Source organism: Pseudomonas lalkuanensis (assembly GCF_008807375.1).
Taxonomy (GTDB): Bacteria; Pseudomonadota; Gammaproteobacteria; order Pseudomonadales; family Pseudomonadaceae; genus Metapseudomonas; species Metapseudomonas lalkuanensis.
On record NZ_CP043311.1, the window covers coordinates 1,787,554 to 1,812,379 of the forward strand.

The 24,826-nt window shown below is 65.5% G+C and carries 24 protein-coding genes; 21 read left to right on the forward strand and 3 right to left on the reverse strand.

Features of this window, described 5'->3' with window-relative positions; all coding sequences use genetic code 11:
• Nucleotides 1-13: 13 nt before the first annotated feature.
• The 21 genes from fliM to FXN65_RS08520 all read left to right on the forward strand — a co-directional run bounded on the left by fliM (nucleotide 14) and on the right by FXN65_RS08520 (nucleotide 19,398).
• Entirely contained in the window at nucleotides 14-985 is a 972-nt protein-coding gene (gene fliM / locus FXN65_RS08420) for a flagellar motor switch protein FliM (RefSeq protein ID WP_077521914.1), read from the forward strand.
• 42 nt (nucleotides 986-1,027) lie between these two features.
• Nucleotides 1,028-1,492 carry a flagellar motor switch protein FliN gene (fliN, locus tag FXN65_RS08425; protein ID WP_151132633.1) on the forward strand — a complete coding sequence of 155 codons (465 nt, stop codon included), beginning with the start codon at nucleotides 1,028-1,030 and terminating at the stop codon, nucleotides 1,490-1,492.
• 4 nt (nucleotides 1,493-1,496) lie between these two features.
• Nucleotides 1,497-1,943, forward strand: coding sequence for a flagellar biosynthetic protein FliO (gene fliO, locus FXN65_RS08430; protein WP_151132634.1), 447 nt, complete (start codon nucleotides 1,497-1,499; stop codon nucleotides 1,941-1,943).
• Complete coding sequence (gene fliP / locus FXN65_RS08435) at nucleotides 1,943-2,698, forward strand: flagellar type III secretion system pore protein FliP (protein ID WP_151132635.1); 756 nt, start codon at nucleotides 1,943-1,945, stop codon at nucleotides 2,696-2,698. Before fliO ends, fliP begins: the two co-directional genes overlap by 1 nt.
• A gap of 10 nt (nucleotides 2,699-2,708) precedes the next feature.
• Nucleotides 2,709-2,978: a flagellar biosynthesis protein FliQ gene (gene fliQ / locus FXN65_RS08440; protein ID WP_151132636.1), complete on the forward strand. Its 270-nt coding sequence runs from the start codon at nucleotides 2,709-2,711 to the stop codon at nucleotides 2,976-2,978.
• A 2-nt stretch (nucleotides 2,979-2,980) separates the two neighbouring features.
• The gene (gene fliR / locus FXN65_RS08445; RefSeq protein WP_151132637.1) at nucleotides 2,981-3,757 is read left to right on the forward strand and encodes a flagellar biosynthetic protein FliR; all 777 of its coding nucleotides are present in this window, start codon (nucleotides 2,981-2,983) and stop codon (nucleotides 3,755-3,757) included.
• Nucleotides 3,758-3,809: 52 nt separating this feature from the next.
• Nucleotides 3,810-4,946, forward strand: a complete 1,137-nt coding sequence (gene flhB, locus FXN65_RS08450; RefSeq protein WP_151132638.1) for a flagellar biosynthesis protein FlhB — start codon at nucleotides 3,810-3,812, stop codon at nucleotides 4,944-4,946.
• A gap of 214 nt (nucleotides 4,947-5,160) precedes the next feature.
• Complete coding sequence (flhA, locus tag FXN65_RS08455; protein WP_151132639.1) at nucleotides 5,161-7,284, forward strand: flagellar biosynthesis protein FlhA; 2,124 nt, start codon at nucleotides 5,161-5,163, stop codon at nucleotides 7,282-7,284.
• 15 nt (nucleotides 7,285-7,299) lie between these two features.
• Nucleotides 7,300-8,649, forward strand: a complete 1,350-nt coding sequence (gene flhF, locus FXN65_RS08460; RefSeq protein ID WP_151132640.1) for a flagellar biosynthesis protein FlhF — start codon at nucleotides 7,300-7,302, stop codon at nucleotides 8,647-8,649.
• A 75-nt stretch (nucleotides 8,650-8,724) separates the two neighbouring features.
• Complete coding sequence (fleN, locus tag FXN65_RS08465) at nucleotides 8,725-9,558, forward strand: flagellar synthesis regulator FleN (RefSeq protein ID WP_178119287.1); 834 nt, start codon at nucleotides 8,725-8,727, stop codon at nucleotides 9,556-9,558.
• Nucleotides 9,555-10,301, forward strand: a complete 747-nt coding sequence (gene fliA, locus FXN65_RS08470; RefSeq protein WP_151132641.1) for an RNA polymerase sigma factor FliA — start codon at nucleotides 9,555-9,557, stop codon at nucleotides 10,299-10,301. Before fleN ends, fliA begins: the two co-directional genes overlap by 4 nt.
• A gap of 83 nt (nucleotides 10,302-10,384) precedes the next feature.
• Entirely contained in the window at nucleotides 10,385-10,759 is a 375-nt protein-coding gene (locus tag FXN65_RS08475) for a chemotaxis response regulator CheY (protein WP_003083073.1), read from the forward strand.
• A 20-nt stretch (nucleotides 10,760-10,779) separates the two neighbouring features.
• On the forward strand, nucleotides 10,780-11,568 hold the full coding sequence (locus FXN65_RS08480) for a protein phosphatase CheZ (RefSeq protein WP_151132642.1): 789 nt from the start codon (nucleotides 10,780-10,782) through the stop codon (nucleotides 11,566-11,568).
• Between the two features lie 11 nt (nucleotides 11,569-11,579).
• On the forward strand, nucleotides 11,580-13,817 hold the full coding sequence (locus FXN65_RS08485; RefSeq protein ID WP_151132643.1) for a chemotaxis protein CheA: 2,238 nt from the start codon (nucleotides 11,580-11,582) through the stop codon (nucleotides 13,815-13,817).
• Nucleotides 13,818-13,861: 44 nt separating this feature from the next.
• Entirely contained in the window at nucleotides 13,862-14,974 is a 1,113-nt protein-coding gene (locus FXN65_RS08490; RefSeq protein ID WP_151132644.1) for a protein-glutamate methylesterase/protein-glutamine glutaminase, read from the forward strand.
• Nucleotides 14,975-14,990: 16 nt separating this feature from the next.
• The gene (locus FXN65_RS08495) at nucleotides 14,991-15,731 is read left to right on the forward strand and encodes a flagellar motor protein (RefSeq protein WP_151132645.1); all 741 of its coding nucleotides are present in this window, start codon (nucleotides 14,991-14,993) and stop codon (nucleotides 15,729-15,731) included.
• A gap of 10 nt (nucleotides 15,732-15,741) precedes the next feature.
• Entirely contained in the window at nucleotides 15,742-16,638 is an 897-nt protein-coding gene (motD, locus tag FXN65_RS08500) for a flagellar motor protein MotD (RefSeq protein WP_151132646.1), read from the forward strand.
• A 40-nt stretch (nucleotides 16,639-16,678) separates the two neighbouring features.
• Nucleotides 16,679-17,467, forward strand: a complete 789-nt coding sequence (locus tag FXN65_RS08505; RefSeq protein WP_151132647.1) for a ParA family protein — start codon at nucleotides 16,679-16,681, stop codon at nucleotides 17,465-17,467.
• Between the two features lie 87 nt (nucleotides 17,468-17,554).
• Complete coding sequence (locus FXN65_RS08510) at nucleotides 17,555-18,412, forward strand: CheW domain-containing protein (protein WP_151132648.1); 858 nt, start codon at nucleotides 17,555-17,557, stop codon at nucleotides 18,410-18,412.
• 94 nt (nucleotides 18,413-18,506) lie between these two features.
• Nucleotides 18,507-18,986, forward strand: coding sequence for a chemotaxis protein CheW (locus FXN65_RS08515; RefSeq protein ID WP_003457037.1), 480 nt, complete (start codon nucleotides 18,507-18,509; stop codon nucleotides 18,984-18,986).
• Nucleotide 18,987: 1 nt separating this feature from the next.
• Nucleotides 18,988-19,398 carry a DUF2802 domain-containing protein gene (locus FXN65_RS08520; RefSeq protein WP_178119288.1) on the forward strand — a complete coding sequence of 137 codons (411 nt, stop codon included), beginning with the start codon at nucleotides 18,988-18,990 and terminating at the stop codon, nucleotides 19,396-19,398.
• A gap of 59 nt (nucleotides 19,399-19,457) precedes the next feature.
• Here the strand turns inward: FXN65_RS08520 and FXN65_RS08525 are convergent, their stop codons facing one another.
• The 3 genes from FXN65_RS08525 to FXN65_RS08535 form a co-directional block, all read right to left on the reverse strand.
• Nucleotides 19,458-22,232 (reverse strand): HAD family hydrolase, encoded by a 2,775-nt coding sequence (locus FXN65_RS08525; RefSeq protein ID WP_151132649.1) that lies wholly within the window; start codon nucleotides 22,230-22,232, stop codon nucleotides 19,458-19,460.
• A gap of 33 nt (nucleotides 22,233-22,265) precedes the next feature.
• A complete protein-coding gene (locus tag FXN65_RS08530; protein WP_151132650.1) occupies nucleotides 22,266-22,565 on the reverse strand; it encodes a hypothetical protein in 300 nt (99 codons plus the stop codon).
• A gap of 63 nt (nucleotides 22,566-22,628) precedes the next feature.
• Complete coding sequence (locus FXN65_RS08535; protein WP_212632329.1) at nucleotides 22,629-24,746, reverse strand: zinc metalloprotease; 2,118 nt, start codon at nucleotides 24,744-24,746, stop codon at nucleotides 22,629-22,631.
• Nucleotides 24,747-24,826: the final 80 nt, after the last annotated feature.

A 24,826-nucleotide genomic window follows, 5' to 3' on the forward strand; every position in this document is an offset into this window, starting at 1 on the left:
GCAAGGTACGACCATGGCTGTTCAAGACCTGCTGTCCCAGGACGAGATCGACGCGCTGCTGCATGGCGTCGACGACGGTCTGGTTGAAACCGAAACCGATGCGGACCCGACGAGCGTCAAGAGCTACGACCTGACCAGCCAGGACCGCATCGTCCGGGGGCGCATGCCGACCCTGGAGATGATCAACGAGCGCTTCGCCCGTTACACCCGCATCAGCATGTTCAACCTGCTGCGCCGCTCCGCCGACGTGGCGGTGGGCGGCGTGCAGGTGATGAAGTTCGGCGAGTACGTGCATTCGCTCTACGTGCCCACCAGCCTCAACCTGGTGAAGATGAAACCGCTGCGCGGTACCTCGCTCTTCATCCTCGATGCCAAGCTGGTGTTCAAGCTGGTGGACAACTTCTTCGGCGGCGACGGCCGTCACGCCAAGATCGAAGGCCGCGAGTTCACCCCCACCGAACTGCGCGTAGTGCGCATGGTGCTGGACCAGGCCTTCGTCGACCTGGCCGAGGCCTGGCACGCGGTGATGGATGTGAACTTCGAGTACATCAACTCGGAAGTGAACCCGGCGCTGGCCAACATCGTCAGCCCCAGCGAAGTGGTGGTGGTGTCCACTTTCCACATCGAACTGGACGGCGGTGGCGGCGACCTGCACATCACCATGCCCTATTCGATGATCGAGCCGATCCGCGAGATGCTCGACGCCGGCTTCCAGTCCGACGTCGACGACCAGGACGAGCGCTGGATCAAGGCGCTGCGCGAGGACATCCTCGATGTCAGCGTTCCGGTGGCCGCCACTGTGGTGCGCCGCCAGCTCAAGCTGCGGGACATCCTGCACATGCAGCCGGGCGACGTGATCCCGGTGGAAATGCCCGAACACATGATCATGCGCGCCAACGGCGTGCCGGCCTTCAAGGCCAAGCTGGGGTCGCACAAGGGCAACCTGTCCCTGCAGATCCTCGAACCGATCGAACGTCAGCGCTGATCGCGCGCGTCCCACGAATTCAGAGCCAGCCGAGGTCAAGCGATGGCAAACGACATGGATACCCCCACTCCCGAAGAGCAGGCGCTGGCCGATGAATGGGCCGCCGCCCTGGCCGAGGCCGGCGATGCGTCCCAGGACGATATCGATGCGTTGATGAACCAGGGCTCCCCCGCGCCCAGCTCGCCGCGTGCGCCCATGGAGGAGTTCGGCAGCGTGCCGAAGGCCAGCGGTCCGGTAAGCCTGGACGGCCCCAACCTGGACGTGATCCTGGACATCCCGGTGTCCATTTCCATGGAAGTGGGCAACACCGATATCACCATCCGCAACCTGCTGCAGCTCAACCAGGGCTCGGTGATCGAACTCGATCGCCTGGCCGGCGAGCCGCTGGACGTGCTGGTCAACGGCACCCTGATCGCCCACGGCGAAGTGGTGGTGGTCAACGAGAAGTTCGGTATCCGGCTGACCGATGTGATCAGCCCGAGCGAACGCATCAAGAAGCTGCGCTGAAACCATGCGTCGACTCTTATCCGCGGGGCTGTTGCTGCTGCCCCTGAGCGGCTTCGCCGCCGAGCCCGTCGCGACCGTTCCGGCGCCTGCTGCGGCCGCCACCGTGACCCAGGCCGGCAGCGGCATGGCCGCGCAACTCGGTCAACTGGCCGTCGGCCTGCTGCTGGTGGTGGGGCTGATCTTCCTGCTTGCCTGGCTGCTGCGCCGGGTGCAACAGCTCGGTCCACGCGGTGGCCAGGTGATCAGGCTGGTGGCGAGCCAAGCCCTCGGCCCGCGTGATCGACTGGTGCTGGTACAGGTGGGTGGGGAACAGATCCTGCTCGGCATCAGTGCCGGGCGCATCACGCCGCTGCATGTACTGAAGGAACCCGTGCATCAGGCCGACACCGAGGCTGCGCCCCCGGAATTCGCCCAACGCCTGATGGAACTGCTCGGCAAGGACAAGCACTGATGCCCCTGCACCGCCTCCTCATCGCGCTGCTGCTGGTGCTGGCCGCGCCCCTGGCCCTTGGCGCCGACAATCCGCTTTCGGTGCCTGCCATCACCCTCTCCACCAATCCGGAAGGCCAGCAGGAATACTCGGTAAGCCTGCAGATCCTGCTGATCATGACAGCGCTGAGCTTCATCCCGGCGTTCGTCATGCTGATGACCAGCTTCACCCGGATCATCATCGTCTTCTCCATCCTGCGTCAGGCACTGGGCCTGCAACAGACGCCGTCGAACCAGATCCTCATCGGCCTGGCGCTGTTCCTGACCCTGTTCATCATGGCGCCGGTGTTCGACCAGGTGAATCGCGAAGCCCTGCAGCCCTATCTCAACGAGCAGATGAGCGCCCAGGACGCGGTGGCGAAGGCGGAAGTGCCGATCAAGAACTTCATGCTGGCGCAGACCCGCTCCAGCGACCTGGACCTGTTCATGCGCCTGTCCAAGCGCACCGACATCCCCAGCCCGGACGCGGCGCCGCTGACCATCCTGGTGCCGGCCTTCGTCACCTCCGAGCTGAAGACGGCGTTCCAGATCGGCTTCATGATCTTCATTCCCTTCCTGATCATCGACCTGGTGGTGGCCAGTGTGCTGATGGCGATGGGCATGATGATGCTCTCGCCGCTGATCATCTCTCTGCCGTTCAAGATCATGCTCTTCGTCCTGGTGGATGGCTGGGCGCTGATCATCGGGACGCTCGCCGGCAGCTTCGGCGGCGTCTAGGAGGCTTGCGATGACCCCGGAAGTTGCTGTCGACCTGTTCCGTGACGCGCTCTGGCTGACCTGCCTGATCGTCGGCATCCTGGTGGTGCCGAGTCTGGTGGTCGGCCTGATCGTCGCCATGTTCCAGGCGGCCACCCAGATCAACGAACAGACCCTGAGCTTCCTGCCGCGCCTGCTGGTGATGCTGCTCACCCTCATCTGGGCCGGCCCCTGGCTCACCCGCCAACTGATGGAGTACATCCAGACGCTCTATCAGAACATCCCGATGCTGATCGGCTGACCATGCTCGAACTCAGCGACGCGCAGATCGGTGGCTGGGTCGGCAGCTTCGTGCTGCCACTGTTCCGCATTGCCGCGCTGCTGATGACCATGCCGATCATCGGCACCCAGCTCGTGCCGACGCGGGTCCGCCTGTATCTCGCGCTGGCCATCTCCGTGGTGCTGGTGCCGACCCTGCCGCCCATGCCGCAGGTGGATGCGATCAACCTCGGCAACGTCCTGCTGATCGGCGAGCAGATTCTGATCGGCGCCTTGCTCGGGTTCGTGCTGCAGCTGTTCTTCCACGCCTTCGTGGTGGCGGGGCAGATCATCTCGATGCAAATGGGCCTGGGCTTCGCGTCCATGGTCGACCCCACCAACGGCGTTTCGGTGCCGGTGCTCGGCCAGTTCTACCTGATGCTGGTGACCCTGCTGTTCCTGGCCATGAACGGTCATCTGGTGGTGTTCGAGATCCTCGCCGAAAGCTTCGTCACCCTGCCGGTAGGGGGCGGGCTGCTGACCAACCATCACTGGGAAGTGGCCGGCAAGCTCGGTTGGGTGATGGGGGCGGGCTTGCTGCTGTCGCTGCCGGCGATCACCGCGCTGCTGGTGGTCAACCTGGCCTTCGGCGTAATGACCCGCGCCGCGCCGCAATTGAACATCTTCTCCATCGGTTTCCCGTTGACCCTGGCCCTTGGCCTGGTAATCGTCTGGATCGGCATGGCCGACGTCCTCTCTCAGTACCAGGTACTGGCCAGCGATGCCCTGCAGCTCATGCGCGAGCTGGCGAGGGCGCGATGAACAACCCCTTATCCGTCCCGGCGGTTTCCCGGGCCTACTGCTGAGGTGATCCATGGCAGAGAGTGACAGCGGGGCGGACAAGAGCGAAGAGCCCACAGGTAAACGGTTGCAGGAGGCCCGCGAGAAGGGCCAGATCGCCCGTTCCCGGGAGCTCAACACCCTCGCCGTGACCCTGGCGGGGGCCGGCGGCGTGCTGGCCACCGGCGGCGGCATGGCGGACATGCTGATGAAGATGATGCAGTCCAACTTCGACCTGCCACGGGCGGTGCTCATGGACGAGCGCAGCATGGGGCTGTTCCTGCTGGCCTCAGGCAAGATGGCGCTCGATGCGCTGCTGCCGCTGCTGATCACCCTGCTGGTGGTGTCGATCGTCGGCCCGATTTCCCTCGGCGGCTGGCTGTTCTCCACCGAGGCCCTGATGCCCAAGTTCAGCCGGATGAACCCCTTGTCCGGGCTCAAGCGGATGTTCTCGCTGCACGCCCTGGCGGAGCTGCTCAAGGCCCTGGCGAAGTTCGCATTGATCCTGCTGGTGGCGCTGGCGGTGCTCAACTCCGACCGTGACGACCTGCAGGCGATCGCCCATGAGCCGCTGGACATGGCCATCCTGCACAGTGTCCAGGTGGTGGGCTGGAGCGCGGTCTGGCTGGCTTGTGGATTGATCCTGATCGCCGCCGTGGACGTGCCTTTCCAGCTCTGGGACAACAAGCAGAAGCTGATGATGACCAAGCAGGAAGTGCGAGACGAATACAAGGATTCCGAGGGCAAGCCCGAGGTCAAGTCACGCATCCGCCGCCTGCAGCGGGAAATGGCCGAGCGCCGCATGATGGCCGCGGTGCCCCAGGCCGACGTGGTGATCACCAACCCGACCCACTTCGCCGTGGCGCTGAAGTACGACGCCGAGAAGGGCGGTGCGCCGGTCCTGCTGGCCAAGGGTAACGACTTCACCGCGTTGAAGATCCGCGAGATCGCCCAGGACAACAAGGTGACGGTCATGGAGTCTCCGGCGCTGGCGCGGGCGGTGTACTACTCCACCGAGCTGGACCAGGAAATCCCTGCCGGCCTTTACCTGGCCGTGGCCCAGGTGCTGGCTTACGTCTACCAGCTCAAGCAGTTCCGCGCCGGTCGCGGCAAACGCCCGGCGCCGCTGCACGACCTGCCGATTCCGCCGGATTTGCGGCGCGACGAGTGATGGTCTGAGCGCCAAGCCCCGCTCTTGTTGTGGGAGCGAATTCATTCGCGAATGAATTCGCTCCCACAATTTCCCCGCCTGCGAATTCTCCCATCCGAATCAACCCCTTAATGAAGTTGGAAAGCTTCTTGCACAAGGGGGATCAGGACGCATCGACGCGTCAAAAGATTGGATGAGCGGAGCGGGGCTCCGTGAAAGGGGTAGGGGAGTAGCAGTGGATCGTACGCAACTGATCGGCAATGTCCGCAACAACCTGCTGGGCATCGGTCGTGGCAACCTCGGGGTGCCGCTGCTGGTGCTGGTGATGCTGGGCATGATGACCCTGCCGGTGCCGCCGTTCCTGCTGGACGTCTTTTTCACCTTCAACATCGCCCTGTCCATCGTCGTCCTGCTGGTGTGCGTGTACGCCATGCGCCCGCTGGACTTCGCCGTTTTCCCGACCATCCTGCTGGTCGCCACCCTGCTGCGCCTGGCACTGAACGTCGCCTCCACCCGCGTGGTGCTGCTCCACGGCCAGGACGGCCACGACGCCGCGGGCAAGGTGATCCAGGCCTTCGGCGACGTGGTGGTCGGTGGCAACTATGTGGTCGGTGCCGTGGTCTTCGCGATCCTGATGATCATCAACTTCGTGGTGGTCACCAAGGGTGCGGGCCGTATCTCCGAGGTGAGCGCGCGCTTCACCCTGGACGCCATGCCCGGCAAGCAGATGGCGATCGACGCCGACCTCAACGCCGGCCTGATCGATCAGGCCGAAGCGAAGAAACGCCGCTCCGAGGTTTCCCAGGAAGCCGACTTCTACGGCTCCATGGACGGTGCCAGCAAATTCGTCCGTGGCGATGCCATCGCCGGCCTGCTGATCCTTTTCATCAACCTGCTCGGCGGCATGGCCATTGGCATGCTTCAGCACGGTCTGAGCTTCGGCGACGCCGGCCGCATCTACTCGCTGCTGACCATCGGTGACGGACTGGTGGCGCAGATCCCCTCGCTGCTGCTGTCCACCGCGGCCGCCATCATGGTGACCCGCGTGTCCTCCTCCGAAGACATGGGCCAGCAGGTCAACCGCCAGATGTTCGCCTCGCCCAAGGCTCTGGCGGTGTCGGCCAGCATCCTCATCGCCATGGGCCTGGTGCCGGGCATGCCGCATGTATCCTTCATCGGCCTGGGCCTGGTGGCAGCCGCCGGTGCCTGGTTCATCTGGCATCGCCAGAAACAGGTCAAGGAAGAGGCGGTACAGGAAGAGAAGCGCCAGCAGGAACTGCTGCCGGCCCAGCGCGCCCAGGAGACCAAGGAGCTGGGCTGGGACGACGTGACCCCGGTGGATCTGGTGGGCCTGGAAGTGGGTTACCGGCTGATTCCGCTGGTCGACCGCAACCAGGGCGGCCAGTTGCTGGCACGGATCAAGGGCGTGCGCAAGAAACTGTCCCAGGAGATGGGCTTCCTGATGCCCTCGGTGCACATCCGCGACAACCTCGACCTGCTGCCCAACGCCTACCGCCTGACGCTGATGGGCGTCAGCGTGGCCGAGGCGGAGGTCTATCCGGACCGCGAACTGGCGATCAACCCCGGCCAGGTATTCGGCACCCTCAACGGCGTCGCCGCCAAGGATCCGGCGTTCGGCCTGGAAGCGGTGTGGATCGACGCCAGCCAGCGTGACCAGGCGCAATCGCTGGGTTACACGGTGGTGGATGCCAGCACAGTGGTCGCTACCCACCTCAACCAGGTGCTGCACAAGCACGCCCATGAGCTGCTGGGGCACGAAGAAGTCCAGCAACTGATGCAGAACCTGGCCAAGAGTTCGCCGCGCCTGGCCGAAGAGCTGGTGCCCGGCATGGTGTCGCTGTCGACGCTGCTCAAGGTGCTCCAGGCGCTGCTGCAGGAGCAGGTGCCGGTGCGCGATATCCGCACCATCGCCGAAGCCATCGCCAACGTGGCACCCAAGAGTCAAGATCCCGCCGCGCTGGTGGCGGCGGCTCGTGTCTCGCTGTCCCGTGCAATTGTGCAAAGCATTGTGGGACTAGAGCCGGAGCTGCCTGTGATCACTCTGGAACCCAGGTTGGAACAGATATTGCTGAATAGCCTGCAGAAGGCCGGACAGGGTTCGGAAGATGGCGTTCTCCTCGAACCCGGAATGGCCGAGAAGCTGCAACGTTCCCTGGTGGAAGCGGCGCAGCGTCAGGAAATGCTCGGCAAGCAGGCGATCCTGCTGGTGGCCGGGCCGATCCGGGCGATGATGTCGCGCTTCGCAAGGCTCGCCGTGCCAACCATGCACGTGCTCGCCTACCAGGAAATACCGGACAACAAGCAGGTCACCATAGTCGCGACTGTGGGGCAGAACTAACCGAGGTCAAGGGCCATGCAGGTCAAACGTTTCTTCGCCGCCGATATGCGTCAAGCCATGAAGTTGGTGCGTGATGAACTGGGCGCGGATGCCGCCATCATCGGTAATCGTCGGGTTGCCGGCGGTGTCGAGCTGACCGCGGCGCTGGACTACCCGCTGCCCGCGCCGGCCCCGAGCAAGCCGAACCCGGCGCTTGAAGCCGAACTGCGCAAGACCCAGGCGCGCATCGCCCAGGCTCAGGCCGAACTGACGACCCGTGCCATCGCCGATGCCGGCAAGGACCGTCAATTGTTCGCCGGCCAGCCGCTGACCGCCATCGAACCGGAACTGCCGGAATCCGCCCTGGCCGCCGCTATCGAGCGTCCGCGCGCCGTGCCGCGTCCGGTGGAGACGGTCAGCGCGCCGAAATCTGCCGGCGTGGACCAGGCCGCCCTGGACGCCATGCGTTTCGAGCTGAGCGGTCTGCGTGAACTGATCGAAGTGCAGCTGGGCTCCATCGCCTGGAGCCAGATGCAGAACCGCCGTCCGCAGCAGGCCAGCCTCTGGCGCCGCCTGCAGCGCATGGGCCTGCCGGCCGAACTGGCCCGCGCCCTGCTGGACAAGGTGGCCAACGTCAGCGACCCGCGCCAGGCCTGGCGCATGCTCCTGGCGCATCTCGCCCACGCCATCCGCACTCCTCAGGTCGAGCCGATGGAAGAGGGCGGTGTGATCGCCCTGGTCGGCCCGGCCGGCATGGGCAAGACCACCACCCTGGCCAAGCTGGCAGCCCGCTACGTGCTCAAGTACGGCGCGCAGAACGTCGCCCTGGTGAGCATGGACAGTTTCCGCATCGGCGCCCAGGAGCAGATCAAGACCCTTGGCCGCATCCTCAATGTGCCGGTGACCCTGGTCGATCCGGGCCAATCCCTGACCCAGGCCGTGGCTCCGCTGGCGCGCAAGCGCGTGGTGCTGATCGATACCGCTGGTCTGCCAATCAACGATCCGGCCCTGACCATGCAGCTCGAAGCGCTGGCCAGCCGGGCGATAAACGCGAAGAATTACCTGGTGATGGCGGCTACCAGCCAGAGCCAGGTGCTCAAGGCGGCCTATCACAGCTACAAGCGTTGCGGCCTGGTCGGTTGCATCATTACCAAGGCGGACGAAGCGGCCAGCCTGGGTGAGGTTTTGGGACTGGCTATCGGCCAGCATCTCCCGGTAGCCTATCTGGCCGACGGCCCGCGAATCCCGGATGATCTGCAGGTTCCCCGCAGCCACCAGCTGGTGAGCCGTGCGGTCAGCCTGCAGGCTCCGGAAGACCCGAGTGAAGAAGCCATGGCCGACCTGTTCGCCGGGCTCTATCAGAATCCGGCGCGGCGCGCCGGTTGAAGAATTTGTAAGCCGCCCAGAGGGGCGGTGCTGGACAGCCAAATGGCCCAGTCGACCTAAGGCAAGGTATTTGAAATGGGTAGTATGCATCCCGTACAGGTGATCGCGGTGACCGGCGGCAAGGGTGGCGTCGGCAAGACCAACGTGTCGGTGAACCTCTCGCTGGCATTGGCCGATCTCGGACGCCGCGTCATGTTGTTGGACGCCGACCTGGGACTCGCCAACGTCGACGTCCTGCTCGGCCTCACCGCCAAGCGCACACTGGCTGATGTGATCAATGGCGAATGCGACCTGCGCGACGTGCTGTTGCAGGGGCCGGGGGGCATCCGCATCGTCCCCGCCGCCTCCGGCACCCAGAGCATGGTGCAGCTTTCGCCCATGCAGCACGCCGGCCTGATCCAGGCATTCAGCGAAATCAGCGACAACCTCGACGTACTGGTGATCGACACCGCCGCCGGCATTGGCGATTCGGTGGTCAGCTTCGTCCGTGCGGCCCAGGAAGTGATAGTGGTCGTCTGCGATGAACCCACGTCGATCACCGACGCGTACGCACTGATCAAACTGCTCAACCGCGACTACGGCATGAGCCGCTTCCGCGTGCTGGCCAACATGGCCCACAGCCCGCAGGAAGGGCGCAACCTGTTCGCCAAGCTGACCAAGGTCACCGACCGTTTCCTCGACGTCGCCCTGCAGTACGTGGGCGCCGTTCCGTACGACGAGTCGGTGCGCAAGGCCGTGCAGAAGCAGCGCGCGGTCTATGAAGCCTTCCCGCGTTCGAAGTGCTCGCTGGCCTTCAAGGCCATCGCGCAGAAGGTCGATAGCTGGCCGCTGCCGGCCAATCCGCGGGGCCACCTGGAGTTCTTCGTCGAGCGGCTGGTCAAGCAGCCCTCCGCGGAAACCCCTGTATGACACCCGCCACTGGACTGCGTATGTACGGCAAGGCTCAGGCAAGGGATTCGCAACATCAGTTGATCGAGCGCTATGCCCCCCTGGTCAAGCGCATCGCCTATCACCTGCTCGCGCGCCTGCCAGCCAGCGTACAGGTGGAAGACCTGATGCAGTCCGGGATGATCGGCTTGCTCGAAGCTTCGAAGAAATACGACGGCAGCAAGGGCGCCAGCTTCGAAACCTACGCCGGTATCCGCATTCGCGGAGCCATGCTCGATGAAGTCCGCAAGGGCGACTGGGCGCCGCGTTCGGTGCACCGCAATACCCGCATGGTGAGCGAGGCCATCCGCACCATCGAGGCGAGAACAGGACGCGACGCTAAAGATCAGGAAGTTGCTGCCGAACTTGGATTGAGTCTCGAAGACTACTACGGCATTCTGAGCGACACCTTGGGCAGCCGCCTGTTCAGCTTCGACGACCTGTTGCAGGAAGGCGAGCAGGGCGGTCTGCGCGAGGACGCCGGTGTCACCCAATTTTCACCTTCCCATGATCTGGAAGACGAACGCTTCCAGGCCGCGCTGGCCGATGCCATCGCGAACCTGCCCGAGCGTGAGCGCCTGGTACTGGCGCTGTATTACGACGAAGAACTGAACTTGAAGGAAATCGGTGAAGTGCTGGGGGTCAGCGAATCGCGGGTCAGCCAGTTGCATAGCCAGTGCGCGGCACGCTTGCGCGCACGGCTTGGCGAATGGCGAGCACGCTGAACGGCACACCGCTTCCAGATTTGAACGGCGCACCCGGCAAGAGGGGCGTTTGAGACTGTACGGAGGTCGACTTGGACAAGAACATGAAAATCCTCATCGTTGACGATTTCTCGACGATGAGACGCATCATCAAGAACCTCTTGCGCGACTTGGGTTTCACCAATACCGCCGAAGCCGACGACGGCACCACGGCCCTGCCGATGCTGCACAGCGGCAACTTCGATTTCCTCGTGACCGACTGGAACATGCCCGGAATGACCGGCATCGACCTGCTGCGCGCCGTGCGTGCCGACGAGCGCCTGAAGCACCTGCCGGTCCTGATGGTGACTGCCGAGGCCAAGCGCGACCAGATCATCGAGGCCGCCCAGGCCGGCGTGAACGGCTATGTGGTCAAGCCTTTCACTGCCCAGGTGCTGAAAGAAAAAATCGAGAAGATCTTCGAGCGGGTCAACGGCTGAATGTCAGCCGCGGGGGCACCATGGACCAGAATGAACACCTGCTGGGAGACTTCGAGTCGACCCTGAAAGACCGTGCGCGGGAACTGGTGGAAAGTCTCGAGAAAGGCAACTTCACCGACGCCGTGCAACTCATCCACGAACTCAATCACGTCCGTGATCGCGGCCTCTACCAGGAAGTCGGCAAGCTCACCCGTGAGCTGCACAACGCCATCGTCAACTTCCAGATCGACCCGCATCTGCCCCACGCCCAGGAAATGTCGCAGATCGCGGACGCGACCGATCGCCTTTCCTACGTGGTGCACATGACCGAGAAGGCCGCCAACCGCACCATGGACCTGGTGGAGGAAAGCGCGCCGCTGCTCAACGGCCTGAGCGACGAAGCCCAGCAGCTGGGCGCGGAGTGGGGCCGCTTCATGCGCCGGGAAATCGGCGCGGACGGGTTCCGCGACCTGGCTCGCCGCATCGAGCAGTTCCTTGCCCGCAGCCAGCGCGATACCGATGCCCTGTCGAGCAAGCTCAACGACATCCTGCTGGCGCAGGACTACCAGGACCTTACCGGCCAGGTGATCAAGCGCGTGACCCAACTGGTCACCGAGGTGGAGAGCAACCTCGTCAAGCTGGTGCTGATGGCCAGCCAGGTGGATCGCTACGCCGGCATCGAGCACGACCACGCCGCGCTACGTGCAGAGCTGGAACAAGAAAAAAATCCTTCCAGGGGTGAAGGTCCGCAGATCCATGCCGATATACGTGAGGACGTAGTGTCCGGACAGGACGACGTCGACGATCTGCTATCCAGCCTAGGCTTTTAGGGAGCGCTCATATGAGCTTCGACGCCGATGAAGAAATCCTCCAGGACTTCCTGGTAGAGGCCGGCGAGATTCTGGAGCAACTGTCCGAGCAGCTGGTCGAGCTGGAAAGCCGCCCTGACGACATGGACCTGCTCAACGCGATTTTCCGTGGCTTCCACACCGTGAAAGGTGGTGCCGGTTTTCTCCAGCTCAATGCGCTGGTGGAGTGCTGCCACATCGCCGAGAACGTCTTCGACATCCTGCGCAAGGGCGAGCGCCGCGTGGATGCCGAACTGATGGACGTGGTGCTGCAGGCCCTGGACACGGTCAATGAGATGTTCAGCGAGGTGCGCGAGCGCAGCGAGCCGACGCCCGCCACGCCGGAGCTGCTGGCTGCCCTGGCGCGCCTGGCCGAACCGGCCGGCGCCGAGCCTGCACCCGTCGCTGCGGCGCCGGCGGCCCCCGCGCCTGTCGAAGCACCGGCTCCCGTCGAAGCAACCGCCGACATCACCGACAGCGAGTTCGAGCAGCTGCTCGACGCGCTGGGTGACAGCGCCGGCAAGGCCGCCGAACCGGTCGCCGCTGCCGCTGATGAAATCACCGACGACGAGTTCGAAGCGCTGCTCGACCAGTTGCACGGCAAAGGCAAGTTCGCCGGTGCCGCGGAGCCGGAAGCCGCTGTCGCTGCCCATGCGTCCGCCCCGGTGTCGGCGCTGGCCACTGCCGGTGCGGGTAACGATATCTCCGATGACGAATTCGAAGACCTGCTCGACCAGTTGCACGGCAAGGGCAAGTTCAACGGTGCCGTGGAAGCGGCCGCCAATACCCCGGCTGCGCCCGTGGCTCCCACCCCCCCGGCCGTTCCCGCTGCCGGTGGCGAACACATCACCGACGACGAATTCGAAGCGCTGCTCGACCAGTTGCATGGCAAGGGCAAGTTCAGCAGTGCCAGCGAGGAGCCGGTGCCCGCGCCTGCCGTGAGCCGTCCGGCTCCCGCACCTGCGCCCAAGCCGGCGGCCAAGGCAGAACCCGCCCCCGTACCGCGCCAGGCTGCAGCGCCCGCTGCCGGTAACGGCGCGGCCGGCCCAGCCGTGGCCAGCGAGGCGGAAACCACCGTGCGGGTGGATACCGCGCGCCTGGACGAGATCATGAACATGGTCGGCGAGCTGGTGCTGGTGCGTAACCGTCTGGTGCGCCTGGGCGCCAACAGCGGCGATGAGTCCATGGCCAAGGCCGTGTCCAACCTGGACGTGGTCACCGCCGACCTGCAGACCGCGGTGATGAAGACGCGGATGCAGCCGATCAAGAAAGTCTTCGGCCGCTTCCCGCGCCTGGTCCGCGACCTGGCGCGCAACCTGAAGAAGGAAATCAACCTCGAACTGGTGGGCGAGGACACTGACCTCGACAAGAACCTGGTCGAGGCCCTGGCCGACCCGCTGGTGCACCTGGTGCGCAACGCCGTCGACCACGGCATCGAGTCCCCGGACGAGCGCGAGGCCGCCGGCAAGCCGCGTACCGGCCGTGTGGTGCTGTCCGCCGAGCAGGAAGGCGACCACATCCTTCTGATGATCACCGACGACGGCAAGGGCATGGACGCAGCCGTGCTGCGCGCCAAGGCGGTGGAGAAGGGGCTGCTGGACAAGGACGCCGCCGAGCGCCTGACCGAACTGGAGTGCTACAACCTGATCTTCGCCCCGGGCTTCTCCACCAAGACCGAGATTTCCGACGTGTCCGGCCGTGGCGTCGGCATGGACGTGGTGAAGACCAAGATCTCCCAGCTCAACGGCACGGTGAACGTGTTTTCGCAGAAGGGCTCGGGTTCGAAGATCGTCATCAAGGTTCCGCTGACCCTGGCGATCATGCCGACCCTGATGGTGATGCTGGCCAACCAGGCCTTCGCCTTCCCGCTGGTCAACGTCAACGAGATATTCCACCTCGACCTGTCCCGCACCAACGTGGTGGACGGCCAGGAGGTGGTGATCGTCCGCGACAAGGCATTGCCGCTGTTCTACCTCAAGCGCTGGCTGGTACGTGACGCAGCGGTGGAAGAGCAGGGCGAGGGCCATGTGGTGATTCTCTCCGTGGGTACCCAGCGCATCGGCTTCGTGGTCGACCAGCTGGTAGGCCAGGAGGAAGTGGTGATCAAGCCGCTGGGCAAGATGCTCCAGGGCACGCCGGGCATGTCCGGCGCCACCATCACCGGCGACGGCCGTATCGCGCTGATCCTCGACGTGCCGAGCATGCTCAAGCATTACGCACGCCGTGGTTGATCTGGGGCGGCCAGCAATGGCCGCCCGCTAGGAGCTTTTTTCTTATGGCAGTCAAGGTTCTGGTGGTGGATGACTCCGGGTTCTTCCGCCGCCGCGTCTCGGAAATCCTCTCTTCCGACCTCAATATCCAGGTGGTGGGTACCGCCACCAATGGGCGTGAAGCCATTGACCAGGCGCTGGCGCTCAAGCCCGACGTCATTACCATGGACTACGAGATGCCGATGATGGACGGCATCACCGCGGTGCGGCACATCATGCAGCGCTGCCCGACGCCGGTCCTGATGTTCTCCTCGCTGACCCACGAAGGCGCCCGCGTCACCCTCGACGCCCTGGATGCCGGTGCGGTGGACTTCCTGCCGAAGAACTTCGAGGACATCTCGCGCACCCCCGAGAAGGTCAAGCAGTTGCTCTGCGAGAAGGTGCACAGCATCGCCCGCAGCAACCGCCGCTACAGCAGTTTCAGCGCCCCGGCGCACTCGGCCCAGCCGGGCCCGGCTCCGGCCAGCAGTGCCCCGGTGCGTCCGGCCCATGTGCCGGCCCAGCCGAGCCACGCTGCGCCGGCTGCCCCGGCCAGCTCCGCCGCCCCAAAGCGTAAGGCCTACCGGCTGGTCGCCATCGGCACCTCTACCGGCGGGCCGGTTGCCCTGCAACGCGTGCTTACCCAACTGCCGGCCAATTTCCCGGCGCCCCTGGTGCTGATCCAGCACATGCCGGCGGCTTTCACCAAGGCCTTCGCCGAGCGCCTGGACAAGCTCTGCCGGATTTCCGTCAAGGAAGCCGAGGATGGCGACGTGCTGCGCCCGGGCCTGGCCCTGCTGGCGCCCGGCGGCAAGCAGATGATGGTCGATGCCCGTGGCGTGGTCCGCATTCTGCCCGGCGACGAGCGCCTCAACTACAAGCCCTGCGTGGACATCACCTTCGGCTCGGCGGCCAAGTCCTACAATGACAAGGTCCTGGCCGTGGTGCTGACCGGGATGGGCGCCGACGGACGTGAAGGTGCGCGCCTGCTGAAGCAGGGCGGCAGCCAGGTCTGGGCCCAGGACGAAGCCAGCTGCGTGATCTACGGCATGCCCATGGCGGTGGTGAAGGCCAACCTGGCCGACGCCGTCTATGGCCTGGACGATATCGGTCGCCATCTGGTCGAGGCGTGCATGTGATGGAGAAACCCAGGTAATGGATGTACTGAGCCTCATCGGGGTAATCCTGGCCTTCGTCGCCATCATCGGCGGCAATTACCTCGAAGGCGGCCACGCCGCGGCCCTGCTCAACGGGCCGGCGGCGCTGATCGTCCTGGGCGGCACCCTGGGCGCTGCATTCCTGCAGACGCCCATGAGCATCTTCAAGCGTGCCCTGGCCATCATCCGCTGGATTCTCTTCCCGCCCCGGGTGGACCTCGCCGGTGGCATCACCAGCGTGGTGAACTGGAGCATGACCGCGCGCAAGGAGGGCCTGTTGGGCCTGGAACCGGTGGCGGACGGCGAACCCGATCCCTTCGCTCGCAAAGGCCTGCAACTGCTGGTGGATGGCGCCGAGCCGGAGTCCATCCGCAGCATCCTCGAAGTCGACCTCTTCACCCAGGAAGGCCGCGACCTGCAGGCCGCCAAAGTGTTCGAGAGCATGGGCGGCTACGCGCCCACCATCGGCATCATCGGTGCCGTCATGGGGCTGATCCACGTCATGGGCAACCTGGCCGATCCCAGCCAGCTCGGCGGCGGCATCGCCGTGGCCTTCGTCGCCACCATCTACGGTGTCGGCTTCGCCAACCTGCTGCTGCTGCCCATCGGCAACAAGCTGAAATCCATCGCCATACGCCAGTCGCGTTACCGCGAGATGCTGCTGGAGGGCATCCTGTCCATCGCCGAAGGCGAGAACCCGCGCTCCATCGAACTCAAGCTGCAAGGCTTCATGGATTGAGGAGCGGGCCATGGCGCGCAGGCGGCATCAGGAAGAACACGAGAATCACGAACGCTGGCTGGTGTCCTACGCGGACTTCATCACCCTGCTGTTCGCCTTCTTCGTGGTGATGTACTCCATCTCCTCGATCAACGAAGGCAAGTACAAGATCCTTTCCGAAACCCTGGTGGGCGTGTTCAACCAGCCGGACCGTTCGATCAAGCCGATCCCGGTGGGCGAGGAGAAGCCGCGCACCACCGAGTCGGATCGTTCCATGGTGGAGGAGAGCGAACGCACCCAGTCGTCGATCGACGATCCGGGCGCCGATCCTTTGCAGGAGATCGCCCAGAGCATGCGTGACGCCTTTGGCGAGCTGATCAGTTCCGACCAGGTGAACGTGCGCGGCAATGAACTCTGGGTGGAGATCGAGATGAACTCCAGCCTGCTGTTTCCCAGCGGCGATGCGGTTCCCAATGACGTCGCGTTCAGCCTGATCGAGAAGGTCGCCAGGATTCTGGCGCCTTACGACAACCCGGTGCATGTGGAAGGCTTCACCGACAACCTGCCCATCGCCACTTCGCAATTCCCGTCCAACTGGGAGCTGTCCACCGCCCGGGCCGCCAGCATCGTGCGGATGTTGGCGATGGACGGCGTGGCACCCAGCCGCCTGGCGGCGGTGGGCTATGGTGAATTCCAGCCGGTGGCGGACAATGCCACCGCCGAAGGGCGCTCGCGCAATCGCCGCGTGGTGCTGGTGATTTCCCGCAACCTCGATGTGCGCCGCAGCGTGAGCGGTGTCGGCAGCGCCCATGCAAAAGCGGATGCCGCGTTGAAACGGGCTGGCACGCAACCTGCACCAGCAGCGGCAGCACCGGCCCCTGGAACGGGGGCCGTCAATTCCCTGTCGCCCGCCCCCCAGGGCCGGTGAAGAGTCTCGGTGCACCAGCGCAGCCGGGAGGATGAAGAAGATGAGAGTCTGGGCAGTAGCCAACCAAAAAGGTGGAGTCGGCAAAACCACCACATCCATCGCCCTCGCGGGCCTGCTGGCGGATGCCGGCAAGCGCGTCGTGGTGGTCGACCTCGACCCCCACGGGTCGATGACCAGCTATTTCGGGCATGACCCGGACACGCTGGAACACAGCTGCTTCGACCTGTTCCTGCACCAGGGCGGCGTGCCCGATGGCCTGCCGCGCGAACTGCTGCTGCAGACCAGCCACGAACGCATCTCCCTGCTGCCCTCCAGCACCGCACTGGCCACCCTGGAGCGTCAGTCGCCGGGACAGAACGGCCTTGGCCTGGTGATCGCCAAGAGCCTGGCGCAGCTCTGGCAGCAGTTCGACCACGCCATCATCGACAGCCCGCCGTTGCTCGGCGTGCTCATGGTCAATGCCCTGGCGGGCAGCCAGCAGCTGGTGATCCCGGTACAGACCGAGTTCCTCGCGGTGAAGGGCCTGGAGCGCATGGTCAGCACCCTCTCCATGGTCAACCGTTCGCGCAAGCAGGCGCTGCCCTACACCATCGTGCCGACCCTGTTCGACCGCCGGACCCAGGCGTCGCTCAACACCCTCAAGGTGCTGCGCAACAACTACCCGGAAAACCTCTGGCAGGCCTACATCCCGGTGGACACTCGCCTGCGGGATGCCAGTCGCGCTGGCGTCACGCCGTCCCAGTACGATGCCAACAGCCGTGGCGTGATTGCCTACCGCGCCCTGCTCAAGCACCTGCTCAGCCAGCAACTGGCTGCCCAGGTGGCCTGACATGCCGCGTGTCGTCGATCGCCGGGGCTCAAGTGAAGGGCGCCGCCTGCCGATAGGCTCTACAGATCAATCCCGTGGGTTCCCAACATGAGTCGTCCCGTCGCCACCGCCACCCGCCCGCAACTGGCCCTGCAGTCCTACCTGGATGCGCTGTTGCACGAGGCCTCGGTCGAGTTGGCCGAAAGCATCAGCCGGGACGAATTCGAAGCCGCGGTGCTGGAGGAGCAGGTTCGTGATGCTCGCCTGACCCGCGTGCTGGCCGAGGCGACCCTGCCGGCACCCGAGCTATTGGCCGCGCCGGTGGCGCTGGCCGTCGAGCCGGAAGTGGAACCGCTGCTGGTGCTGGAGCCCGAGCTCCTGGCGCCGGCGCCTGTTGAGCCCGAGGCGCTGCCGGTGCAGGCGCGCGTCGAGCCGCTGGTGGAGCTTGGCGTTTCCAATGCATCGCAGGCCGATGTGCCGTTGCTCATTGCCGAAGGCCGTCCCGCCTGGGGCGAGGAGCCCTTCGAGTGCCTGCTGTTCGACGTCGCCGGCCTGACCCTGGCCGTGCCCCTGGTGTCCCTGGGGTCCATCTATGCCCTGGCCGGCCAGGAACTGACGCCGCTGTTCGGCCAACCGGACTGGTTTCTCGGCATACTGCCCTGCCAGGCGGGCAACCTGAAGGTGCTGGATACCGCGCGCTGGGTGATGCCCGAGCGTTATCGCGACGACTTCCGCGAGGGCCTGCAGTACGTCATTTCGGTACAGGGCTACGAGTGGGGACTGGCGGTGCATCAGGTCAGCCGCTCCATCCGCCTGGACCCGAATGAGATCAAATGGCGCAGCCAGCGTAGCCAGAGACCCTGGCTGGCCGGTACCGTGATCGAACACATGTGCGCGTTGCTGGATGTCTCGGCCCTTGCCGAGCTGATCGCCAGCGGCGCCATCAAGCGCATGTCGCTGAATTGAGGGGAGAGGTCCTGCAGGCTGCGGGGCCCTGTGAATAAGACAGCGGGTCAACCCGCGAACGCCGCCCAGGGTGGCTCAAGAGAGGCTAGGGAACATGAAGAAATCGTCCGCTCAAGGTGCCGAAGATCCCATCCTGCAATGGGTGACTTTCCGCCTGGACAACGAAACCTACGGCATCAACGTGATGCAGGTGCAGGAAGTCCTGCGCTACACCGAAATCGCGCCGGTGCCGGGGGCGCCGAGCTACGTGCTCGGCATCATCAACCTGCGCGGCAATGTGGTGACCGTGATCGACACCCGCCAGCGCTTCGGCCTCGGCCCGGCGCCGGTGACCGATAACACCCGTATCGTCATCATCGAGGCGGACAAGCAGGTGGTGGGCATCCTGGTCGACAGCGTGGCCGAGGTGGTCTACCTGCGTCAGTCCGAGATCGAGACCGCGCCGAACGTCGGCAACGAAGAGTCCGCCAAGTTCATCCAGGGCGTCTGCAACAAGAACGGCGAACTGCTGATCCTCGTCGAACTGGACAAGATGATGAGCGAGGAAGAGTGGTCCGAGCTGGAGAGCATCTGAGTTGATCTGGATTGCACTGCTCGCGGCGGCCCTCGCCCTGGCCTGCGCGGTCCTGGGCTGGACCTGTCACCGGCTGGCCCAGCGCTTGCGCCAGGAGGTCGAGGCGCAGGCCGCGCGCGATGCGGTGCGTGACCAGAAGTTCAAGGAGCTGGCGCGTTGCCTCGAGGCTTACCTGGCAGGCAGCGTACGCATGGGCGAAGAACTCCACGAACTGCGCCGCGTGGTTGCGCCCCTGCCGGACAAGCTCAGCCAGCTCGAACAACGCGACCCCAGCAATCTTTCCTTCTCCCAGGCCGCGCGTCTGGTGGGACTCGGCGCCAGCGTCGACGACCTCACCCAATCCTGCGGCCTGACCAAGGCCGAAGCCGAACTGGTGAGCAAGCTGCACCAGGCCCGGAAAGATCACGACTGAGCCATCCCCGGACGCGTTGCGTTCGTCTCGTCCGGGCGCCCCATTCACGGGGCGCCAATCTATCCCTGGATCACCCGCACCTCCATCGCCACGCCGCCGACGATCCTGCCGTTTTCCCGCTGCAGCAGATCGACGGTAAAGCGTGAGCCGCGCTTCGCGTTGCCCGGGACCTGCACCCGCAATCCGACACGTAGCGCTTCCGACGGCCGCAGGAGTACCGGAAACCCTGTCCGCTCGCCATGAGCGAAGGCGAGTTCCAGTGCCCCCGGAAACTGTTCGGCGAGACGTTCCGGCGCGCGGCTGGTGAGCATCGTCGCGGCCAAGGCCGTCCCGTTGTCCTGATGGCTGCAGGCGCAATCCAGGCGCGAGGCGTCCTGGTGCGGCGGCGCTACCGGCAGCATCCTGGCACTGCCCCGGACTGCGGTTGGCAGCGCGCGTTTCTCCAGCAACAGTCCCGCCGCCAGTGTTTCGAGCCCCTTCGGCCGCACCAGCTCAAGCTGGACGGTGCGCGAGAGTCGCGGTCGCAGGTTGATCGCCAGCAGGGGCAGTACGATCCAGGCATTGGGTGCCAGGTCGACCACCGTCAGGTTCTTCTGCGCCAGGTTGTTCTGCTCCCAGACATGGCGCCCCGCCTGCGGGCGGTCGAAGCGGGTGAAGACGCTGGCCAGCAGGCAGGGATGGCTGCCGGTGGGGGGAATCGCCGAGCGTGGCAGGCGCGCCTTGAGGATGCGGCTCTCGCCGGGACCGAGGTCGAAGGCGGCGGCTGCCGTCACGGCAGGCAGGAAGTCGGACGGATAGGTGAACTGGCTGCCGGCGTATTGCTTGATGTTGAAGCTGACCACCAGGTGGCGCGCGGTGGCGGTAGCACTGCGATTGCGCACGCGCGCGTGGATCCAGTTGTCCTGGCCGTATTCCAGGTTCTGGTGCTCCAGTCCGTCGTCGTCCCGGTTGCGCACCCAGAGGTCGGGTGAGTCCCAGAAACGGCCGGGCCAATCGTTGGCGCCGGGATCGGCCGCGTCATCGCGCAGCCAGAGGTCGGGTAGCGGCGCTGGGTCGGCCAAGCCGTAGACGAAGCGGTGAAAGGCGTCCACGCAGTCCGGCTGTCCGGTGCGCGCCAGGAGGTGGCATTCGATGTCTTCGCTGCGCACCGGGCGCGCGTGGCGAGCCAGGTAGAAGGCGCGCATCTGGTCGCGCAAGGCGGCCGCCCCGGTCAATGCGGCAATGCCTTTCCAGAGGCGTTCACCGGCGCCATAAGCGTCGAGGTGGGTGACCCTGACCCAGGGGTTGCGGGGGCGCAAGGCCTGGGCAGGGGCTGTGAAGTCGAGAGGCTGCACGCCCCCGGCGCCGTTGTCGTTGTAGACCGTCCAGGCTTCGTCGAACCAGGCGTCGGGCTGGCTCGCCGGCTTCAGGCCGCGTGCCCACCAGCTGTGGTACGCCTCGTGGCGCAGCGGGCCGGTGCCGCTGGTGGTGCCTCCGTCGTACTCCATGCCGCCCTGATGGATGAAGGCGGTGAAGCGCCCGCCATGGACGTAGCGCCCGGAGCTGCTCTCGTTGTCCGTGAGGAATCCGGCAATGGTGCTGGCCTGGGCGGCGACGTTCACCGCGCTGCTGGCGAGTTTCCAGGCCGTCACCGCCACGGCGCTGCCCGAGACCGGCAGCACGGTATTGACCGTGGCGCTCTGCAGGCTGTCGCTCGGGCGCAGTTCCAGCAAGGGCGAGAAGGCCGTGCCGCGTGCCGGAAAGGCGATGCTCCAGTGATTGCTGCCGAGGGTGCTGACCGTACCGTTGCTGATGGGCGTGTGGGCGACGGGCGTGTTCAGTACCTGCAGATCGAGCAGCAGCTCGAACTGGTCATAGATCAGGTTGGCCGGGACGAACGCTTCGAGGTAGCGGCCGGCGCCGAGGTCGGTGAAGCCGAAGTTGAATACCAGTCGGGGACCTGCGCTCCAGGTGATCTGCGGCGCGTAGGAACCCGCAGTCGACGCTTGCGGCATGCCGACCGTGTAGGTCAGGCGCAGGCTGTGGGTGCTGCCGGCTTCCAGCACTCGGGCGAGCACGCGCAGGCTGGCGTCGGGGCCGCCGCCGAAATCGTGTGCGGCCACGTCGGCGAGCGGGACGGGAGCGCCGTCCAGCCAGGCGCCGGTGGGCGTCTGGCGCAGGTCGAAGATGGGGCAGCCGGCATTGAAGCCCAAACGGAATTCGATGGTTGCGTCGCCGCTGGCCTGTTGGGTCGCCGCGTCAAAAGTGAGCGCCGCCTCGATTCGGGCGATGTCCACCGGAACGGCCCAGAGCCCATCCACGAGGCGGGGCGGCGGCGCCAGGTCGAAGTTGCCGCCTGAGGCATCAGCCAGGGATGGCAGCAGATGCAGCAGTCCAGCGAGGCCGGTGGCACATTCGCCGTCGCCAGGCACACAGGCGCTGCCATTGCGCTTCAGTATCGCGCGCCATCCATAGCCACGTGCAGCGAGCACGTCCGAGGCAGATTCACTGATGAAGATTGCGCGTTCACTGGCAGCGTCATGCTTCGCCTTTTGCCGGGCCAGGTCGAAGACGGGTTGTGCCGGTTTGCCGACATTGCCGGGGATTTCGGTCGACAGGGTGATGAGGCCGGGTTCGATGTATCGGCCCAGGTGCAGTTGGTCGAGTTGCGCCTGGACGGCAGCGACCGTGGTGCCGGCCGCCTGGTTGCTCAAAAGGCCCAGGCGGTAGCCGCGCGCCTTGAGGATCTGCAGGCAGTCGAGGGTGTCGGCGTAGCGTTGGCGCACGCCACCCACCGTGGTGACCAGCGTGTCGCCCAGATCGAAGAAGATCGTGGTGGGGTAGGGGCCTGGCATATCGCCCTCCTGGCAATGATTCAGGCCGGCGTCTCAGGCGTCGCGGTGATAGGTGATGCGGCAACCCGAGGCATCGGTGATGGTGAGGATGTCGTGGTCCAGCTGGTAGCTGTAGGCGACCACGGCGTCATTGGCGGTGGAGAGCGCGAGCCTGCCTGGTGCGTGGATGGCCCAGGTGCCGCCGTCCCACCAGGTGAAGGTGTCGGGAGGGGAGGCCTGCCCGAAATAGAGTCCGTTGGCCTGGAAGTGAAGGTGGCTCGCGTAGCCTTTCGCAGCGGCGGCCTCCGTGCTCCTTCGCCATTGGCCTATCAGTCGCGTATCCAGCTCTGTCATTCGTGTGACTCCGTAAAGGCTGGCGCGCCGGCCCAGACCGACGCGCCAGGTTTCCGCTACGCGTTACTTGGCGCGTGCCAGTGTGGCCGGCTTGGCCTTGCCCTTGAGCGCTTTTGCCAGGTCCTTGGTGGCGGCGCCGCCCGCGTCATCGATCAGTGAGGCCAGCCTGTCGCGCTCGGCATCGCTCATCACGACGTCGTGCTCGAGCAGTGCCGCGGCGGCCTTGGCGTCGGGCTTGCGCTTGAGGAAGCGCCGCGCCAGCCGCTTGGCGGCAACCGCAGCGAAGTGGGGCCTCAGCACCGCCGAACCGAGGGCCGCGTCCAGTGCCGCCAGGCCTTCGTCGAGGTGGTCTCCACCCAGTGCGAGCACGAGGTGCAGGTCGGGCGTGGCGAGCACCTTGTGCGCGGCTTCTGCGTGGCGGGCGTCCACCGCAGCGGTGACCATCACGGTCGTGCTGCCGGCCGCGTGGGCGACCATGCCGTCGATCTCCCAGTGCACCTCGACCCGGACGTCATGGATGCCCGGCACACCGAAGAGTGCGCCTTCGGCCCCGCGCAGGAGGGTCATGGAGTCTTCCAGGCGCTCGCCGGGTTGCAGTACGCGGAATGGGCGGTCTTCGATGCAGTGCACCATGGTGCGGAAGCTGCGCACGCTGCCTGCCGGGTCTGCGACGCTGCCGCTGACGAAGTCGCTCTTCAGGCTCAGGGTCGCGGGTACCCGGATGGGTTGCTCCCCTCGGTTGACCAGGGCCACGCCAACACGCACGGGGGCACCCAGCGGTACTTCGCCGAGCAGCGGCGTGACCTCCACCGCCAGGCCGAATACTTCGGCTTCGAGGTCGGTCGGGGTGATGCTCGGGGTGCCGGTGGACGCACCGCCGAAGGCCACCGAACCGGGACGCACGAAGGGGTCGGGGTAGTGGCGCAGTTGCTTGAGGTTGTCCGGGTGGAAGGACCACTGGATGTTGTTGGGGAAGGGCGTGGCCGGGGTGCCGGCGCTGGCGATCACGTCGCTGGTGCACATGAAGCCGTGGTCGGCGAAGTTGTGATAGAGCCCCATGGCGTGCCCCAGTTCATGCACGGCGGTGCGGAAGTAAGGCGCCGCCGCTGTACCGAAACGCTGGCCGCTGACCGTGCCCCAGCCGGGGTCGATGATCCAGTGCGAGGAGATGCCGACCCCTTCGCGGGGCACGTTGTTGGAGTCGGTGCCACTGGCGTCGTACATGATCCCGCGCGGCGTGGAGTCGATGTTCTTCACCGCGAGGATGTGATAGCGCCATTCATTGTCGAGGTTCACCACCGCGCGGCGCGCCAGCATCGCGGCGTGCATCTCGGCGTCGGACCAGGAGTTGCCGGAGGGTTCGGCGACGTTGGTGTCGCTGAGGTTCACCGCAGTCTGCCAGCCGATGGCGTCCATCACGGTCGCCCAGGTGTGGCCGATGCCGCTGTTGGTGGGCCGTTCGGAGCCGGACACTGTGTCGATCTCGATGCTGCAGCGGCGGAAGTAGCTCGACAGCCAGCCCATGGTCAGGCGTCCGACCACCGTGTTGGCGGCATTCTTCACGTCGCCTTCGGCGTAGTCGGATGGCGAGGGATAGCCAGCCGGTGCGGTCATTCGCGTCATCTGTGCGGTGAGGGTGGAGTCCAGCGCCCAGCTGTTCGGTGCGGTGAAGCGGTAGAGCTGGAAGGTGAGGCCGAAGCTGTTGCCGAGGTAGAAGTACTCCGGCAGCGCAGTCACCCGGATGTAATAGCGGTAGCGCGAGCGCGCCAGGATCGGGATGCCCGATGCCGGATTGGGCCCGGCGAGGAGGATCGGCTTGAGCGGCAGGTCGTGGGTGAGGACCGGCTGCCCCTGGAGCACCGGGAAGGGTGTGGGGATGGGGATCGGCAGGAAGATCACCGGCCGCTGGTACAGGTCGCCGCTGGCTGTGCGCCCGTCGCTGTGGCTTTCCACGCGCAGCGTCCCGTCGTAGGACACCAGCGGGGCGCCGCTCGGCTTGTAGTTCAGCAGCCAGCAGCCAGCGCGCACGCTGCGGATAGGCGGCAAGGTGATGCGTCCCGGGACCGGTAGCGGCAGGTTGGGGTTGAGGGCTGCGGTGGCGGGGGCGGGACCGTCTTCCTGGGTCGGCAGGATCAGGTCGGGCATGGGGGGGACGCTGTTTTGTTCTGGCAGGTTGGACACGTCGAACACTCCTATTCAACAAGGGGCGCACCCTGCCCGTGGAATCCAGCTTGCACGCGAGCGACTGCACTTCCGGTACG